The organism is Escherichia sp. 94.0001 (genome assembly GCF_013369155.2).
GTDB classification, from domain to species: Bacteria; Pseudomonadota; Gammaproteobacteria; order Enterobacterales; family Enterobacteriaceae; genus Escherichia; species Escherichia coli_F.
Window position 1 is genome coordinate 28,772 of sequence record NZ_JABWMS020000003.1, and the last position, 16,759, is coordinate 45,530.

Genomic DNA, 16,759 nt, shown 5'->3' on the forward strand with positions numbered 1-16,759 from the left:
TCCTTTCCTTAATATGCGCGCAGCGTCTGGAAAACCGAGGCCAAAAGACGTGCGTCTTTGATGCCCGGTTGCGACTCTACAGCAGAATTAAAATCAAGCCCGGCGCAGCCGGTTTGTGCCGCTTCCACGCAGTTATCTGCGCCTAAGCCACCCGCCAGCAGAACGTTGCCAAGCGATTGACCGTTTAACAGTGACCAGTCGAAACGTTGTCCGCTCCCGCCCTGACCGTTGTCGAATACATATTTATCGATGTGCTGAAAATCGCGCGCGGGAAGAGTTTCACCGACACTTAAAGCCTTCCAGATGGCGACGTTTGCTGGCAGAGCCTCACGCAGCGTATCGATATACAGCTGATCTTCATTACCATGCAGTTGCACTGCCGTCAGCGATAACACCTTAGCTTTGTCCACCAGATCGGCAATATCGTGATTGCGGAACACGCCAACATACTGCAACGGTGCTGCAGCCATCACTTCCTGCGCCTCTTCAATGCTGACGCAACGCGGTGACGTTGTAACAAATATCAATCCACCGTAAATCGCACCCGCGTCATAAGCTGCTTTAGCATCTTGCCCACGCGTCAGACCACATACTTTATTCTCACCCAGCAACACCCGGCGCACGGCGGCGTTCAAATCGTCATGGGCCATCAACGCCGAACCAATTAAAAAGCCGTTAGCGAAGTGGCTTAACTCACGCACCTGGCCGTAAGTATTAATGCCGGATTCGCTGATCACCGTCACGTTGTGCCCCAGTTTCGGCGCAAGCTCGCGGGTACGGTTAAGATCAATCGACAAATCACGCAGATCGCGGTTGTTAATGCCAACGACTTTTGCTCCCAATGCAATGGCGCGCTCCAGCTCCTCTTCATTACTGACTTCGGTCAGCACGCCCATCTGCAGACTGTGGGCGACAGCAGCGAGCTGGCGATACTGATCGTCGTCCAGCACCGACAGCATTAATAAACAGGCATCGGCCTGGTAATAGCGCGCCAGATAGATCTGGTAAGGGTCGATAATAAAGTCTTTACACAAAATCGGCTGCGGGGCGATTTGGCTGACGATGGGGAGGAAATCAAAGCTCCCCTGAAAATATTTCTCATCAGTCAGCACCGAAATTGCCGAAGCGTAATGTTTATAAATGGCGGCAATGCGTGCCGGATCGAAATCATCACGGATCACGCCTTTTGACGGCGACGCTTTTTTGCATTCCAGAATAAACGCCGTGCGTGCGCCTTGCAGTGCATCATAAAAATGTCGCGTGCTCGGCTGAACCTCATTCTGAAAACTGGCCAGCGGTTGCTGCTGTTTGCGGGCTTCTACCCAAATCGCCTTGTCTGCGACGATTTTCGCTAAAACGGTTTGCATCATTTACCCTCGTGCCGCCAGTGCGGTGACTCTGTCGTAAGCGGAACCACTGCGCAGTACCTCAAGAACGGTTTGCGCATTGGTTTGCAGATCTTCCTGGCCATGCAGGCGCATTAACATGGCGACATTCGCCGCGACAGCTGCTTCATGGGCGGCGTCGCCTTTACCTTGTAACAAGCGTGTTAAAATGTCACGGTTTTCTTCCGGTGTTCCGCCTGCCAGTTGCTCCTGATGGTAGGGTGTCAGGCCAAAATCTTCAGCGGTCAACTGATAGCTCTTAATTTCGCCGTCATGCAGTTCGGCAACGATTGTCGGCGCGTGTAATGAAACTTCATCCATCCCCCCGCTGTGCACCACCGCTGCGCGTTGATACCCCAGCACACGCAAGGTTTCGGCAATTGGCAGCACCAGTTCCGGGCTGTAGACACCAATTAGCGCCAGCGGCGGATGCGCCGGGTTAATCAGTGGCCCCAGCACGTTGAACAGGGTGCGGGTTTTCAGTTGCTGGCGAACGGGCATCGCGTGGCGAAATCCGGTGTGGTATTTCGGTGCAAAGAGAAAGCAGACGCCTAACTCGTCGAGCGCCTGGCGCGATTTATCGGCATTCATATCCAGGTTGATACCGAACGCAGCCAGCAGATCTGACGAGCCAGATTTACTGGAGACGCTGCGGTTACCGTGTTTCGCCACTTTCAGTCCACAGGCCGCAGCGACAAAAGCACTGGCAGTAGAAATGTTGATGCTGTTGCTGCCGTCACCACCTGTGCCGACGATATCGGCAAACAGATAATCAGGGCGTGGGAACGGCGCAGCATTTTCCAGAAGGGCAGTTGCTGCCCCGGCGATTTCGTTCGGGTGCTCGCCGCGAATTTTCATGCTGACCAATGCAGCCGCCAGTTGTTCCGGTTTCAGCTCGCCACGCACCACCGCTGAAAACAGCTGGTGGCTTTCTTGTTGGCTAAGCGTCTGCGCCTGATACAGTTTTTCCAGAATTGGTTGCAGTGTGTTGGTCGGCTCCAGCTTCTGTTGCGCCCAGGCCAGCGTTTGTTCCAGCAGGCGAGCGCCCTGGGTGGTGAGAATGGATTCCGGATGGAACTGGAATCCACAAACGCGATCCGCATCATGACGCACCGCCATCACCATGCCATTAAAATGGGCGTTGATGGTTAAACCTGCCGGAATATTACTGCCAACCAGCGAGTGATAACGCGCCACCGGCAATGGGTTTGTTAATCCGGCAAACATCGCCTGACCATCATGTTCAATACTCGACGCTTTACCGTGAAGAATTTCGCCCGCCTGACCGACATACCCCCCATAAGCTTCGACAATCGCCTGATGACCGAGGCAAATGCCAATAATTGGCAGCTTGCCACGCAAACGGGTGAGGAGTTCCGGCATACAACCCGCTTCACTCGGCACTCCGGGGCCAGGAGAAAGCATCAGCACCGGATTGCTCATGGTCGCAAGACGTTCAATTAAGGTTTGCGCCGGAATATGGTTGCGGTAAATCACCACGTTATGCCCATTGCTGCGCAACTGATCTGCCAGGTTATAAGTAAAAGAGTCGATATTATCGAGCAGCAGAATGTCAGCCATCAGAAAGTCTCCTGTGCATGATGCGCGGTGGCGATAGCGCGCAGTACAGCGCGGGCTTTATTACGGGTTTCGTCGGCTTCCGACTGCGGAACAGAATCAAGGACTACGCCAGCACCGGCTTGCACGGTGGCGATACCGTTTTCCACCAGCGCCGAACGGATGACAATGCAGGTGTCGAGATCGCCATGTGCGGTGAAATAACCTACCGCACCGCCGTAGCTGCCGCGTCGACGACCTTCCGCTTCGGCAATTAACTGCATGGCGCGCACTTTCGGCGCACCGCTTAACGTTCCCATATTCATACAGGCGCGGTAAGCGTGCAGGGCGTCAAGATCGTGGCGCAGCTCACCGACCACGCGGGAGACGAGATGCATCACGTAAGAGTAACGGTCAACTTTGGTGAGATCGGCTACGTAGCGGCTGCCAGGAGTGCAAATGCGTGCCAGATCATTACGGGCGAGATCCACCAGCATCAGATGTTCAGAAAGCTCTTTATGGTCGGTACGCATCTCCAGTTCAATGCGGCTGTCCAGGTCTCTGTCCAGTGAACCATCGGCGCGACGTCCTCGTGGGCGTGTTCCGGCAATCGGGTAGATCTCAATCTGGCGGCTGGAGGCGTCATACTTGAGCGAACTTTCCGGCGACGCGCCGAACAGGGTGAAATCATTATCCTGCATAAAAAACATGTACGGGCTGGGATTACTCTTTTTCAGCACGTAATAGGCCGCCAGCGATGACGGGCAGGGCAGTGAGAAACGGCGAGATGGCACGACCTGGAAAATTTCTCCGGCGCGAATCGCTTTTTGCAACGAACGCACTACGCCACCGAACTCTTCATCGCTCTGATTACATTCACAATGCATATGCGGCACGGAAACTACCGGCAGCGGTGGCGCGGTTTCGGTCAGTTGCTGGCGAAGTTCGTTCAGGCGAGCAGTGAGACGTTGTTTTTCTTCTTCATTTTGACCAAACAGGCTGGCCTGAATACGGGTACTTTTTTTCTGATGATCGATAACAATCAGCGTTTCAGCGAGATAAAAACAGAAATCAGGGCAGTTATTTTCCGCTGCCAGTTGCGGTAAATCTTCAAACCCCGCCACAAGGTCATAAGAGAACAGGCCGCCGAAGAACATTGCTTCTCGTTCTTCCTTCGGTACATTCAACAGATTCTGCAATAAGCGGAAAGCGTCAAAAACCGAAAGAGAGCATAAGCGGGCGTCTTCATCCAGCAATGGACTGACAGGAGGGAAGCGCAGCACGCGGCAGTTTGGTGATTGTTCATTTTCCACACCCGCGGGCAGGGCGTTATCCAGTAATGCCAGCAAGGCTTCGCCATTGCCGGAGAGCGCCTTAATTGTGACAGTGTCACCTAATGCTGTAATGCGCAGCGCACTGTCCACTAGCAGCAGGCTTTTTAAATCATCCTTGCTGTCGATATCTGCGGATTCCAGCAGCAGCGTCGCCGGACGATCCCCACACAACTGATGAAAAAGCGCGGTCGGATTATCGCGATAAGCACCTTCGCAGGTTAACAGTTCGAGAGTCGGTTTTTGTGTTTGCATTGTTATTCTCTAATTTTGTTCAAAAAAAAGCCCGCTCATTAGGCGGGCTGGGTATCTGGTTGCTTTACGCATGGTGAATACACTGCCCGTTTCAGGAAGTGCGCCACCAGCCTTTCAGTACGAAAATCGCTTTCATTGTCGATACCCTTTTTACGTGAACTTGCGTACTAGTTAACTAGTTCGATGATTAATTGTCAACAGCTCATTTCAGAATATTTGCCAGAACCGTTATGATGTCGGCGCAAAAACATTATCCAAAACGGGAGTGCGCCTTGAGCGACACGAATTACGCAGTGATTTATGACCTGCACAGCCATACCACAGCTTCCGATGGCTGCCTGACGCCAGAAGCATTGGTGCACCGTGCAGTCGAGATGCGCGTCGGCACCCTGGCGATCACCGACCATGACACCACAGCGGCAATCGCGCCAGCAAGAGAAGAAATTTCACGTTCAGGACTGGCACTGAATCTTATTCCTGGCGTGGAAATATCCACCGTCTGGGAAAATCATGAAATTCATATTGTCGGGCTGAATATTGATATTACTCATCCGCTAATGTGTGAGTTCCTCGCGCAGCAGACAGAACGGCGCAATCAGCGGGCGAAGTTAATTGCCGAAAGACTTGAAAAAGCGCAAATACCTGGGGCGCTGGAAGGCGCGCAACGACTGGCGCAGGGCGGTGCGGTGACGCGCGGTCATTTTGCTCGTTTCTTGGTTGAATGTGGCAAAGCCAGTTCAATGGCGGATGTCTTTAAAAAATATCTGGCACGCGGGAAAACCGGATACGTTCCACCACAGTGGTGTACAATAGAACAAGCTATTGATGTCATTCATCATTCTGGCGGTAAGGCGGTGCTTGCTCATCCTGGGCGGTACAATCTTAGTGCTAAATGGCTGAAAAGATTGGTTGCGCATTTTGCCGAACACCACGGCGACGCGATGGAAGTCGCGCAGTGCCAGCAATCGCCCAATGAACGCACCCAACTGGCGACGCTTGCTCGCCAGTACCATTTATGGGCATCACAAGGATCTGATTTTCATCAGCCATGCCCGTGGATCGAACTGGGTCGTAAACTCTGGCTGCCCGCAGGCGTTGAAGGCGTCTGGCAGCTATGGGAACAGCCGCAGAACACCACAGAGAGGGAATTATGAGCCAGTTTTTTTATATTCATCCTGATAACCCGCAGCAACGTCTGATCAACCAGGCGGTGGAGATCGTGCGTAAAGGGGGGGTGATTGTCTATCCAACCGATTCCGGCTATGCGCTCGGCTGTAAAATTGAAGATAAAAACGCGATGGAGCGTATTTGTCGTATTCGCCAGCTGCCGGACGGTCACAACTTTACCCTGATGTGTCGCGATCTTTCTGAACTCTCGACCTATTCATTTGTCGATAACGTTGCGTTTCGTTTGATGAAAAACAACACGCCGGGTAACTACACTTTCATCCTGAAGGGGACGAAGGAAGTGCCACGCCGTCTGTTGCAGGAAAAACGCAAAACCATCGGTATGCGTGTGCCTTCTAACCCGATTGCGCAGGCGTTGCTTGAAGCATTGGGCGAACCGATGCTTTCCACATCACTGATGCTACCTGGCAGCGAATTTACCGAGTCTGATCCGGAAGAGATTAAAGACCGTCTGGAAAAACAGGTGGATTTGATTATTCACGGTGGCTATCTCGGACAGAAACCGACAACAGTTATTGATCTCACCGATGATACGCCGGTCGTGGTGCGTGAAGGCGTAGGTGATGTGAAGCCTTTTTTATAAGTGCTTAACTCTGTATACTACGCGGCCTTAAAATGGCGCTCTACTGCGCCATTGATTCTCCTGTTCGACGCCTGGGAAGGCGACACCAAAAGGAAGCTCTATGAGCGAAAAGCTACAGAAAGTGCTGGCGCGTGCCGGCCACGGTTCTCGCCGTGAAATCGAATCTATTATTGAAGCCGGTCGTGTGAGTGTTGATGGCAAAATTGCTAAACTCGGCGATCGTGTTGAAATTACCCCTGGATTGAAAATCCGTATCGATGGTCACCTGATTTCGGTACGTGAGTCCGCTGAACAAATTTGTCGCGTTCTGGCCTATTACAAACCGGAAGGTGAGTTGTGTACCCGTAACGATCCAGAAGGGCGTCCAACGGTATTTGACCGTCTGCCAAAGCTGCGTGGCGCACGCTGGATTGCCGTAGGTCGTCTGGACGTTAACACCTGTGGTCTGCTGCTGTTCACCACCGACGGTGAGCTGGCAAACCGTTTAATGCATCCAAGCCGTGAAGTTGAACGTGAATATGCCGTGCGTGTATTTGGTCAGGTTGACGACGCGAAACTGCGTGATTTGAGTCGTGGCGTGCAGCTGGAAGATGGTCCGGCAGCCTTTAAAACCATTAAGTTCAGCGGCGGCGAAGGGATCAACCAGTGGTACAACGTTACTCTGACCGAAGGCCGTAACCGTGAAGTTCGTCGTCTTTGGGAAGCTGTTGGTGTGCAGGTGAGCCGTCTGATCCGCGTGCGTTACGGTGATATCCCACTGCCGAAAGGTCTGCCACGCGGTGGCTGGACTGAGCTGGATCTTGCCCAGACTAACTATCTGCGTGAGCTGGTGGAACTACCGCCAGAAACCAGCTCTAAAGTTGCTGTAGAAAAAGACCGTCGTCGTATGAAGGCGAATCAAATTCGTCGTGCGGTGAAACGTCACAGCCAGGTCAGCGGCGGTCGTCGTTCTGGTGGACGTAATAATAACGGTTAATTTAAGTTAAGTATTAAATAAAGGCCCTGCGGGGCCTTTTCTTCATTTGAAGCATGATAAATAGTCGCAGTATTTTAATTTAATTTCATACTTGCTTATGAATAATGCCAGGGAATAGCCACATTACTATTTAATTATCTGAGATAAACTCAACGTCAAGAGGTGGGTTATGATTAGATATAGTGGATTATTTCTATCGCTGTTAATGCTTTCAGGTTGTGCAACTGAAGCATTGAAAAATGAACAAGCTGAAACTGTTATTACTGCGGGTAACAAGGCGGTTGCGGCGAATGCAAGTTTCTTTAAACAATACTATGCTTCTCGTGAAAACTTCCTTGTTAATTTTTATGCGACTAATCCGGATTGTGCATTGCGACCTGATTATACCATTGATGTTGCGAACGATGGTCAGGGTGGAAAATTATGCAGGCCCCCTGAAGAAAAAACAGATAAAGTACAATTAGTCCCATTCGAAAAAGAGAAACTACTGGCTTCAATGGAAGTCATTAATAGCATGAGTGCTTATGTAGAGCTCTTGACTGAAGACATAAAAACTACAGAAAGTCAGCAAGTGACATTACTTAAACAGGCTCTGGATCACGCAAACAACGCGCAAACACTACTTGATGTTTCACATAGCAAAGATTTAGCTGAATCGGCAGCGGCAGTTAAAGATTTAGTAGGTTATTTCAATGAGTTATATATAATAAAGGTCAATGCTGGGAAAATAGGTAAAACGGCGGATAAAAATTGGGTAAGACTTATAAAAAACATGACTGTTTTGCGTAATGATATTTATACAAAAGGCGATAAGATTGAAAATTATACCTTTGCGAATGTACATAATAATATGCTTTATTATAATGCGGCATCTAAAAACTCTAAGAATACAGAGTTTAACACTCTGAAAAACAGGAAGGAGTTTCTAAGTTCAGTAATCAATGTGAATGAAACCAGACTACAGGCATCGGCTGCTGCAATGCCCGCGATTGAAGCTTTAAATGCCTTTATAGATAAGGGTGATTATCTAAAAGGTTTATACACTAATAAAACACGCACGGCAGCTGAACAAAAAAGATTAAATGAAATATTACGCGCACAGGTCATTAGTGGGTTAAAGGCGTCTGAGGGGCTGGCGAAATTGCTTATTGCCAGCGGAATAATGTTATAGGAGGGCTTTTTATGAACGATGTACAAAACCGTAGAATACTGGCATTACTTGATATGCTGTATAATACTCTGGGCAACAAAACCACATGCAAGGTTTGTCATAAATATTTTATCCTTATCCTCACGGTGATGAACAATCTGACGATTAACTACGGTACTGAAACTTCGCCAGAGTTAAGCGGAATCAGTTATGAAGATGCTAATGCGTTAATTACTGAACTGATATTATTTATTGAAGATGTTGACGCTGAGAATCATGAAGCATATCCGGGACATTTGAATGAGATTAAACGGATTCTGAGTTTTGCTATTGCCGCTTGAATATAATTATGATTAAAGCACCTCAAGAGGCGAACTTTTGAGGTGCTTTCACTTAATAATCAATCCCGATTTGCGCCTTAACACCAGCATCAAACGCATGTTTGACGGGGCGTAATTCACTTACCGTATCCGCCAGTTCAAGAATATCCCGATGACAACCACGACCCGTGATAATCACCGTCTGTTGATGTGGACGTTCATTTAACGCCTGCACCACTTCTTCCAGTGGCAAATAGTCATACGCCACCATATAAGTCAGCTCATCGAGCAAAACCATATCCAGTGAAGGATCGGCCAGCATTCGTTTGGCATGTTGCCAGACTTCACGGCAGGCCGCGGTATCAGATTCGCGGTTTTGCGTATCCCAGGTAAAGCCCGTTGCCATCACCTGAAATTCAACGCCGTGTGGTTCCAGCAGATTTCGTTCGCCATTAGGCCAGGTGCCTTTAATAAACTGCACGACGCCCACTTTTTTTCCGTGACCAACTGCGCGTGTTGCCGTACCAAATGCTGCGGTGGTTTTGCCTTTTCCATTGCCGGTAAATACGATGATAATACCGCGTTCATCCTGGGCCTGGGCCACACGGGCATCCACTTTATCTTTTACACGCTGCTGACGCTGTTGGTAGCGTTCATCACTCATTGGGATATTCCTGGTTTACGGCCCGGTTGGGCGTCAAAGGTCATGCCGGTTTTACGGCGGCTGTCATCGCCCATCAGCCAGAGGTAGAGCGGCATGATATCAGCGGGTGTTTTAAGTTTCTGTGGATCTTCGGTCGGGAAGGCGCTTGCGCGCATTGCGGTGCGCGTACCACCTGGGTTAATGCAGTTGACGCGCAGGCGCTGCTGATATTCATCGGCCAGTACCTGCATCATCCCTTCGGTGGCAAATTTCGACGCTGCATAAGCGCCCCAGTTTGCACGCCCCTGACGTCCAACGCTTGATGAAGTAAAGACCAGTGAACCGGCGTCCGATTTGAGTAATAAAGGAAGCAGTGCCTGGGTGAGCATAAAGGTGGCATTAACGTTGACCTGCATGACGTCCTGCCAGACCTGCGGATTTTGTTCGCTCATTGGGCAAACATCGCCGAGCAATCCGGCATTATGCAAAACACCATCCAGACGCGGATAATTAACGGCAATGCGCTGTGCCAGTTGTTGGCAATCTTCGGACGTGCAGGTCAGCAAATCGAGAATAAACCACTGTGGCTGACGCCCAGTTTCTTCGTTTATGTGGCTGGCTACCTGACGCCCAGTTTCTTCGTTTATGTGGCTGGCTACCTGACGTAATTTTTCTTCATTACGGCCCAACAGAATCACTGTCGCACCATAGCGTGCATACGTCATCGCGGCTTCACGACCAATACCATTGCTGGCTCCCGTCACCAGGATAATGCGATCATTGAGTAAATCTTGTTTTGGCTGGTAATGCATGGCTACTCCTCAACGACGTTGTCTGTCGCGCTGCCAGTGTACTTTATGACTTTGGGGCTTTATGCCTGAAACAGAAGGGCATTTCAATCAGCCTGGGGCGATAACACCGCAAAATGGATACTTTGTCATACTTTCGCTGCAATAACATCTCTGCGAGACGGCTTAACATGCCTGTTGTAAACTGTGAGCCAAAGCGTTGTTTAACCAAGGTGGGGACTCGTGGAATTGTTGTCTGAATATGGTTTGTTTTTGGCGAAAATCGTTACCGTTGTGCTAGCGATTGCGGCGATTGCCGCCATTATTGTCAATGTTGCTCAACGTAATAAACGCCAGCGTGGCGAGTTACGGGTCAACAATCTCAGCGAACAGTATAAGGAGATGAAAGAAGAACTGGCCGCGGCGCTGATGGACACTCATCAGCAAAAACAGTGGCATAAAGCGCAGAAGAAAAAGCACAAGCAAGAAGCGAAAGCCGCAAAAGCGAAAGCCAAACTGGGCGAGGTGGCAACTGACAGTAAACCTCGCGTCTGGGTGCTGGATTTTAAAGGCAGCATGGACGCCCATGAAGTGAACTCGCTACGTGAAGAGATAACGGCGGTACTCGCAGCATTTAAACCGCAGGATCAGGTTGTGCTACGTCTGGAAAGCCCTGGTGGCATGGTGCATGGTTACGGGCTGGCGGCTTCGCAGCTGCAGCGTCTGCGTGATAAAAACATTCCTTTAACTGTTACGGTAGACAAAGTTGCTGCCAGCGGCGGTTACATGATGGCCTGTGTGGCGGACAAAATTGTTTCCGCACCGTTTGCTATTGTGGGTTCCATTGGGGTGGTGGCGCAAATGCCCAACTTTAACCGCTTCCTGAAAAGCAAAGATATTGATATCGAACTGCACACCGCCGGGCAGTATAAGCGCACGCTGACCTTGCTGGGTGAAAACACCGAAGAAGGGCGGGAGAAATTCCGCGAAGAGCTGAACGAAACGCATCAGTTATTTAAAGATTTTGTGAAGCGTATGCGTCCGTCTCTGGATATTGAACAGGTGGCAACGGGTGAACACTGGTACGGACAACAGGCGGTAGAGAAAGGCCTGGTTGATGAAATCAACACCAGTGATGAAGTTATTCTTAGCCTGATGGAAGGCCGTGAAGTGGTCAATGTACGCTATATGCAGCGTAAAAGACTCATTGACCGATTCACCGGCAGCGCGGCAGAGAGCGCCGATCGATTGTTGCTACGCTGGTGGCAGCGGGGGCAAAAGCCATTGATGTAAAAGACAAACGCGAGGGTAAGACCTCGCGTTTTGCTTTAATCAACCAGGTGATATTTTTCTGAAAGCACATGGGCCAGGTGTTTGAACATATTAAACACCGCGGTGCTTTTGGCTGTTGGCAATCCTTGTTCATCTAAAAAGTAGTCGCCGGTAAAGACCAGCACGCCATTACGCTGCGAGACGCCGGTGGCTTCAATCCCTGCGAGCGTATCCTCATGCTCACGAATGATTTTATTGGCCTCTTTCAACAGCGTTTCGCGGTCGATGGGTTGTGTCTCTTTGTTCATTATTTACTCCTTAAACAAGGACATTAGTCTACGCCAGGCATGGCTTGCAGACAAATATACCACGCTGGTGGCAAGAGCGCCTTACTGGCAACTTTGGATTTTGCATGCTAATAAAGTTGCGTATCGGATTTTATCAGGTACAGTGTGACGCTTTCGTCAATCTGGCAATAGATTTGCTTGACATTCGACCAAAATTCCGTCGTGCTATAGCGCCTGTAGGCCAAGACCTGTTAACTCAGTCACCTGAATTTTCGTGAACAGAGTCACGACAAGGGGTTGATATCCGCAGAGAACGAGTCCATATCGGTAACTCGTTGCCAGTGGAAGGTTTATCAACGTGCGACGCATTCCTGGAAGAATCAAATTAGGTAAGGTGAATATGGGTAAAGCTCTTGTCATCGTTGAGTCCCCGGCAAAAGCCAAAACGATCAACAAGTATCTGGGTAGTGACTACGTGGTGAAATCCAGCGTCGGTCACATCCGCGATTTGCCGACCAGTGGCTCAGCTGCCAAAAAGAGTGCCGACTCTACCTCCACCAAGACGGCTAAAAAGCCTAAAAAGGATGAACGTGGCGCTCTCGTCAACCGTATGGGGGTTGACCCGTGGCACAATTGGGAGGCGCACTATGAAGTGCTGCCTGGTAAAGAGAAGGTCGTTTCTGAACTGAAACAACTGGCTGAAAAAGCAGACCACATCTATCTCGCAACCGACCTTGACCGCGAAGGGGAAGCCATTGCATGGCACCTGCGGGAAGTGATTGGTGGTGATGATGCGCGCTATAGCCGAGTGGTGTTTAACGAAATTACTAAAAACGCGATCCGCCAGGCATTTAACAAACCAGGTGAGCTGAATATTGATCGTGTTAATGCCCAGCAGGCGCGTCGCTTTATGGACCGCGTGGTGGGATATATGGTTTCGCCGCTGCTGTGGAAAAAGATCGCTCGTGGTCTGTCTGCAGGTCGTGTGCAGTCGGTGGCGGTCCGCCTGGTGGTCGAGCGTGAGCGTGAAATTAAAGCGTTCGTACCGGAAGAGTTCTGGGAAGTCGATGCCAGCACGACCACGCCATCTGGTGATGCGTTGGCGTTGCAGGTGACTCATCAGAACGACAAACCGTTCCGCCCGGTCAACAAAGAACAAACTCAGGCTGCGGTAAGTCTGCTGGAAAAAGCGCGCTACAGCGTGCTGGAACGTGAAGACAAACCGACAACCAGTAAACCCGGCGCTCCTTTTATTACCTCTACGCTGCAACAAGCTGCCAGCACCCGTCTTGGTTTTGGCGTGAATAAAACCATGATGATGGCGCAGCGTTTGTATGAAGCAGGCTATATCACTTACATGCGTACCGACTCCACCAACCTGAGTCAGGACGCAGTAAATATGGTTCGCGGTTATATCAGCGATAATTTTGGTAAGAAATATCTGCCGGAAAGTCCGAATCAGTACGCCAGCAAAGAAAACTCACAGGAAGCGCACGAAGCGATTCGTCCTTCTGACGTCAATGTGATGGCGGAATCGCTGAAGGATATGGAAGCAGATGCGCAGAAACTGTACCAGTTAATCTGGCGTCAGTTCGTTGCCTGCCAGATGACCCCAGCGAAATATGACTCCACGACGCTGACCGTTGGTGCGGGCGATTTCCGCCTGAAAGCACGCGGTCGTATTTTGCGCTTTGATGGCTGGACGAAAGTGATGCCTGCGCTGCGTAAAGGCGATGAAGATCGTATCTTACCGGCAGTCGATAAAGGCGATGCTCTGACGCTCGTTGAACTGACACCAGCCCAGCACTTTACCAAGCCGCCAGCCCGTTTCAGTGAAGCATCGCTGGTTAAAGAGCTGGAAAAACGCGGTATCGGTCGTCCGTCTACCTACGCGTCGATCATTTCGACCATTCAGGATCGTGGCTATGTGCGAGTAGAAAATCGTCGTTTCTATGCGGAAAAAATGGGCGAAATCGTCACCGATCGCCTGGAAGAGAATTTCCGTGAGTTAATGAACTACGACTTCACCGCACAGATGGAAAACAGCCTCGACCAGGTGGCAAATCACGAAGCAGAGTGGAAAGCTGTACTGGATCACTTCTTCTCGGATTTCACCCAGCAGTTAGATAAAGCTGAAAAAGATCCCGAAGAGGGGGGTATGCGCCCGAACCAGATGGTTCTGACCAGCATCGACTGCCCGACCTGTGGTCGCAAAATGGGTATTCGCACAGCGAGCACCGGGGTATTCCTTGGCTGTTCCGGCTACGCTCTGCCACCGAAAGAGCGTTGCAAAACCACCATCAACCTGGTGCCGGAAAACGAAGTGCTGAACGTGCTGGAAGGTGAAGACGCTGAAACCAACGCGCTGCGCGCAAAACGTCGTTGCCCGAAATGCGGCACGGCGATGGACAGCTATCTCATCGATCCGAAACGTAAGTTGCATGTCTGTGGTAATAACCCAACCTGCGACGGTTACGAGATCGAAGAGGGCGAATTCCGCATTAAAGGTTATGACGGCCCGATCGTTGAGTGTGAAAAATGTGGATCTGAAATGCACCTGAAAATGGGGCGTTTCGGTAAATATATGGCCTGCACTAACGAAGAGTGTAAAAACACACGTAAGATTTTACGTAACGGCGAAGTGGCACCACCGAAGGAAGATCCGGTGCCATTACCGGAGCTGCCGTGCGAAAAATCAGATGCTTATTTCGTGCTGCGTGACGGTGCTGCCGGTGTGTTCCTGGCGGCCAATACCTTCCCGAAATCGCGTGAAACACGTGCGCCACTGGTGGAAGAGCTTTATCGCTTCCGCGACCGTCTGCCGGAAAAACTGCGTTATCTGGCCGATGCGCCACAGCAGGATCCGGAAGGTAATAAGACCATGGTTCGCTTTAGCCGTAAAACCAAACAGCAATATGTCTCTTCGGAAAAAGACGGAAAGGCGACTGGCTGGTCAGCATTTTATGTTGATGGCAAATGGGTTGAAGGGAAAAAATAACCTTTAATTCTGTCAGGTTTTTATAAACAAAGGGTCGCGAAAGCGGCCCTTTTTTATTGCATATTATTTTTTCTTCACACCTATACACTAAGGCTATAAATGATATAGTGGTTATAGTTAGCACCTTTTTTATTATTAAATCGTATTAGTCACCCGCCAGGTGTGACGAAAAAACGATGTTCTGATGGCGTCTAAGTGGATGGTTTAACATGAAATTACAACAACTTCGCTATATTGTTGAGGTGGTCAATCATAACCTGAATGTCTCATCAACGGCGGAAGGACTTTACACATCACAACCCGGGATCAGTAAACAAGTCAGAATGCTGGAAGACGAGCTAGGCATTCAAATTTTTTCCCGAAGCGGCAAGCACCTGACGCAGGTAACGCCAGCAGGACAAGAAATAATTCGTATCGCTCGTGAAGTCCTGTCGAAAGTCGATGCCATAAAATCGGTCGCCGGAGAGCACACCTGGCCGGATAAAGGCTCGCTGTATATCGCCACCACGCATACCCAGGCACGCTACGCGTTACCAAACGTCATCAAAGGCTTTATTGAGCGTTATCCCCGCGTTTCTTTGCATATGCACCAGGGCTCGCCGACACAAATTGCTGATGCTGTCTCTAAAGGCAATGCCGATTTCGCTATCGCCACAGAAGCGCTGCATCTGTATGAAGATTTAGTGATGTTACCGTGCTACCACTGGAATCGGGCTATTGTAGTCACTCCGGATCACCCGCTGGCAGGCAAAAAAGCCATTACCATTGAAGAACTGGCGCAATATCCGTTGGTGACATATACCTTCGGCTTTACCGGACGCTCAGAACTGGATACTGCCTTTAACCGCGCAGGGTTAACGCCGCGTATCGTCTTCACGGCAACGGATGCTGACGTCATTAAAACTTACGTCCGGTTAGGGTTGGGGGTAGGGGTTATTGCCAGCATGGCGGTGGATCCGGTCGCCGATCCCGACCTGGTGCGCGTTGATGCTCACGATATCTTCAGCCACAGTACAACCAAAATTGGTTTTCGCCGTAGTACTTTTTTGCGCAGTTATATGTATGATTTCATTCAGCGTTTTGCACCGCATTTAACGCGTGATGTCGTTGATGCGGCTGTCGCATTGCGCTCTAATGAAGAAATTGAGGTCATGTTTAAAGATATAAAACTGCCGGAAAAATAATTTCTTGCGTTATTTTCGGCACCTTTTATGTAGCGAAGGTGCCGGAATATATTCTCTTTTGTTGCTTATTTGTATACCGTGCACAATATTTTTATCCCTCATATTTATAGGGTAAATTACCTGTAAAGTAGTGTCTAATTACCCGCCTCGCAAACTCCAGTTTTCAAATATCTATTTCAGGTCAAAAGATTGAATTATTCACTGGAGACGATTCGTAAATTCGCTGGATTTTTGACTAAAGTTTCTTTAGGATTTGTCTCATCGTATGATTAATTACACCAATCGTTCAACGTCTTGCTGATAAGTGATGGCGATTATATGAGGTTAGCAATGCCTTCTGGAAATCAGGAACCCCGCCGGGACCCTGAATTAAAACGCAAAGCCTGGCTGGCGGTATTTCTTGGTTCTGCACTTTTCTGGGTGGTTGTCGCACTGCTGATTTGGAAAGTGTGGGGATAACTATGGTCGGTCAGGAGCAACTGGAGTCGTCACCATTATGTCAGCATAGTGACAATGAACCAGTAACGAAACGGGAATGTTCCGTCGTTATTCCAGACGACTGGCAACTAACAACGCAGCAGCAAGCCTTTATAGAACTGTTTGCTGAAGATGATCAGCCGAAACAATAATTATCATCATTCTTATTACCCATTTTTAATGAATTAAAGGGCTTTTAATACACCGCAGCAATAACAGGTTAAGTTATCTCAACACAAAGTAATAACCGTTAAGGGTGTAGCCTATGATCAACACAAATATGAAATATTGGTCCTGGATGGGCGCATTTTCTCTGTCGATGCTCTTCTGGGCCGAACTCCTCTGGATCATTACTCACTGATCCC

General features: G+C 49.6%; 18 protein-coding genes and 1 other annotated feature. Of the genes, 11 read left to right on the top strand and 7 right to left on the bottom strand.

Annotation, left to right across the window (positions count from 1 at the left end; all coding sequences use genetic code 11):
* Positions 1–8: 8 nt before the first annotated feature.
* The 4 genes from trpCF to trpL form a co-directional block, all read right to left on the bottom strand.
* Positions 9–1,370, bottom strand: a complete 1,362-nt coding sequence (gene trpCF, locus HEN33_RS02280) for a bifunctional indole-3-glycerol-phosphate synthase TrpC/phosphoribosylanthranilate isomerase TrpF (RefSeq protein ID WP_176263118.1) — start codon at positions 1,368–1,370, stop codon at positions 9–11.
* Entirely contained in the window at positions 1,371–2,966 is a 1,596-nt protein-coding gene (gene trpD, locus HEN33_RS02285) for a bifunctional anthranilate synthase glutamate amidotransferase component TrpG/anthranilate phosphoribosyltransferase TrpD (RefSeq protein WP_000763525.1), read from the bottom strand.
* Positions 2,966–4,528 carry an anthranilate synthase component I gene (gene trpE, locus HEN33_RS02290; protein ID WP_176263119.1) on the bottom strand — a complete coding sequence of 521 codons (1,563 nt, stop codon included), beginning with the start codon at positions 4,526–4,528 and terminating at the stop codon, positions 2,966–2,968. Before trpE ends, trpD begins: the two co-directional genes overlap by 1 nt.
* A gap of 21 nt (positions 4,529–4,549) precedes the next feature.
* Positions 4,550–4,643, bottom strand: a sequence feature (Trp leader region).
* Positions 4,620–4,664, bottom strand: coding sequence for a trp operon leader peptide (gene trpL, locus HEN33_RS02295; protein WP_001700591.1), 45 nt, complete (start codon positions 4,662–4,664; stop codon positions 4,620–4,622). (Overlaps the previous feature by 24 nt.)
* Before the next feature lie 136 nt (positions 4,665–4,800).
* Between trpL and rnm the strand changes: the two genes are divergently transcribed.
* From rnm to HEN33_RS02320, 5 genes are all read left to right on the top strand, one after another.
* Positions 4,801–5,682, top strand: a complete 882-nt coding sequence (rnm, locus tag HEN33_RS02300; RefSeq protein ID WP_176263120.1) for an RNase RNM — start codon at positions 4,801–4,803, stop codon at positions 5,680–5,682.
* Positions 5,679–6,299 carry an L-threonylcarbamoyladenylate synthase gene (locus tag HEN33_RS02305; RefSeq protein WP_001295575.1) on the top strand — a complete coding sequence of 207 codons (621 nt, stop codon included), beginning with the start codon at positions 5,679–5,681 and terminating at the stop codon, positions 6,297–6,299. The genes rnm and HEN33_RS02305 overlap by 4 nt, the downstream gene beginning before the upstream one ends.
* 100 nt (positions 6,300–6,399) lie before the next feature.
* A complete protein-coding gene (gene rluB / locus HEN33_RS02310) occupies positions 6,400–7,275 on the top strand; it encodes a 23S rRNA pseudouridine(2605) synthase RluB (RefSeq protein ID WP_001291206.1) in 876 nt (291 codons plus the stop codon).
* A gap of 169 nt (positions 7,276–7,444) precedes the next feature.
* A complete protein-coding gene (locus HEN33_RS02315; protein WP_183083413.1) occupies positions 7,445–8,446 on the top strand; it encodes a hypothetical protein in 1,002 nt (333 codons plus the stop codon).
* An 11-nt stretch (positions 8,447–8,457) separates the two neighbouring features.
* Positions 8,458–8,766: a hypothetical protein gene (locus HEN33_RS02320; protein WP_001000709.1), complete on the top strand. Its 309-nt coding sequence runs from the start codon at positions 8,458–8,460 to the stop codon at positions 8,764–8,766.
* A 52-nt stretch (positions 8,767–8,818) separates the two neighbouring features.
* Here the strand turns inward: HEN33_RS02320 and cobO are convergent, their stop codons facing one another.
* Together cobO and HEN33_RS02330 are read right to left on the bottom strand one after the other, a co-directional pair.
* Positions 8,819–9,409, bottom strand: coding sequence for a cob(I)yrinic acid a,c-diamide adenosyltransferase (gene cobO / locus HEN33_RS02325; RefSeq protein WP_001278877.1), 591 nt, complete (start codon positions 9,407–9,409; stop codon positions 8,819–8,821).
* Entirely contained in the window at positions 9,406–10,200 is a 795-nt protein-coding gene (locus HEN33_RS02330; RefSeq protein ID WP_176262647.1) for a YciK family oxidoreductase, read from the bottom strand. The genes cobO and HEN33_RS02330 overlap by 4 nt, the downstream gene beginning before the upstream one ends.
* Positions 10,201–10,419: 219 nt before the next feature.
* Here HEN33_RS02330 and sohB point away from each other — a divergent pair, with 219 nt between their 5' ends.
* On the top strand, positions 10,420–11,469 hold the full coding sequence (gene sohB / locus HEN33_RS02335; RefSeq protein ID WP_000422059.1) for a protease SohB: 1,050 nt from the start codon (positions 10,420–10,422) through the stop codon (positions 11,467–11,469).
* Between the two features lie 35 nt (positions 11,470–11,504).
* Here the strand turns inward: sohB and HEN33_RS02340 are convergent, their stop codons facing one another.
* The gene (locus tag HEN33_RS02340; RefSeq protein WP_001031527.1) at positions 11,505–11,756 is read right to left on the bottom strand and encodes a YciN family protein; all 252 of its coding nucleotides are present in this window, start codon (positions 11,754–11,756) and stop codon (positions 11,505–11,507) included.
* 379 nt (positions 11,757–12,135) lie between these two features.
* On the opposite strand from HEN33_RS02340, the gene topA reads away from it, so the two are divergent.
* The 5 genes from topA (at position 12,136) to ymiC (ending at position 16,755) form a co-directional block, all read left to right on the top strand.
* Positions 12,136–14,733 (top strand): type I DNA topoisomerase, encoded by a 2,598-nt coding sequence (gene topA / locus HEN33_RS02345; protein ID WP_176262646.1) that lies wholly within the window; start codon positions 12,136–12,138, stop codon positions 14,731–14,733.
* 209 nt (positions 14,734–14,942) lie between these two features.
* Positions 14,943–15,917 carry an HTH-type transcriptional regulator CysB gene (gene cysB / locus HEN33_RS02350; RefSeq protein WP_000776253.1) on the top strand — a complete coding sequence of 325 codons (975 nt, stop codon included), beginning with the start codon at positions 14,943–14,945 and terminating at the stop codon, positions 15,915–15,917.
* A gap of 318 nt (positions 15,918–16,235) precedes the next feature.
* Entirely contained in the window at positions 16,236–16,376 is a 141-nt protein-coding gene (locus HEN33_RS02355; protein ID WP_001300896.1) for a YmiA family putative membrane protein, read from the top strand.
* 2 nt (positions 16,377–16,378) lie between these two features.
* Positions 16,379–16,546 carry a protein YciX gene (yciX, locus tag HEN33_RS02360; protein ID WP_001353237.1) on the top strand — a complete coding sequence of 56 codons (168 nt, stop codon included), beginning with the start codon at positions 16,379–16,381 and terminating at the stop codon, positions 16,544–16,546.
* A gap of 113 nt (positions 16,547–16,659) precedes the next feature.
* On the top strand, positions 16,660–16,755 hold the full coding sequence (ymiC, locus tag HEN33_RS02365) for a small membrane protein YmiC (protein ID WP_001310756.1): 96 nt from the start codon (positions 16,660–16,662) through the stop codon (positions 16,753–16,755).
* Positions 16,756–16,759 lie beyond the last annotated feature (4 nt).

Coding starts and splice junctions, on each gene's coding strand:
- ymiC (WP_001310756.1), top strand. CDS start 16,660: ATGATCAACACAAATATGAAATATTGGTCCTGGATGGGCGCATTTTCT.
- HEN33_RS02340 (WP_001031527.1), bottom strand. CDS start 11,756: ATGAACAAAGAGACACAACCCATCGACCGCGAAACGCTGTTGAAAGAG.
- yciX (WP_001353237.1), top strand. CDS start 16,379: ATGGTCGGTCAGGAGCAACTGGAGTCGTCACCATTATGTCAGCATAGT.
- HEN33_RS02355 (WP_001300896.1), top strand. CDS start 16,236: ATGAGGTTAGCAATGCCTTCTGGAAATCAGGAACCCCGCCGGGACCCT.
- cysB (WP_000776253.1), top strand. CDS start 14,943: ATGAAATTACAACAACTTCGCTATATTGTTGAGGTGGTCAATCATAAC.
- HEN33_RS02315 (WP_183083413.1), top strand. CDS start 7,445: ATGATTAGATATAGTGGATTATTTCTATCGCTGTTAATGCTTTCAGGT.
- trpD (WP_000763525.1), bottom strand. CDS start 2,966: ATGGCTGACATTCTGCTGCTCGATAATATCGACTCTTTTACTTATAAC.
- rluB (WP_001291206.1), top strand. CDS start 6,400: ATGAGCGAAAAGCTACAGAAAGTGCTGGCGCGTGCCGGCCACGGTTCT.
- trpCF (WP_176263118.1), bottom strand. CDS start 1,370: ATGATGCAAACCGTTTTAGCGAAAATCGTCGCAGACAAGGCGATTTGG.
- HEN33_RS02305 (WP_001295575.1), top strand. CDS start 5,679: ATGAGCCAGTTTTTTTATATTCATCCTGATAACCCGCAGCAACGTCTG.
- topA (WP_176262646.1), top strand. CDS start 12,136: ATGGGTAAAGCTCTTGTCATCGTTGAGTCCCCGGCAAAAGCCAAAACG.
- cobO (WP_001278877.1), bottom strand. CDS start 9,409: ATGAGTGATGAACGCTACCAACAGCGTCAGCAGCGTGTAAAAGATAAA.
- trpE (WP_176263119.1), bottom strand. CDS start 4,528: ATGCAAACACAAAAACCGACTCTCGAACTGTTAACCTGCGAAGGTGCT.
- HEN33_RS02320 (WP_001000709.1), top strand. CDS start 8,458: ATGAACGATGTACAAAACCGTAGAATACTGGCATTACTTGATATGCTG.
- HEN33_RS02330 (WP_176262647.1), bottom strand. CDS start 10,200: ATGCATTACCAGCCAAAACAAGATTTACTCAATGATCGCATTATCCTG.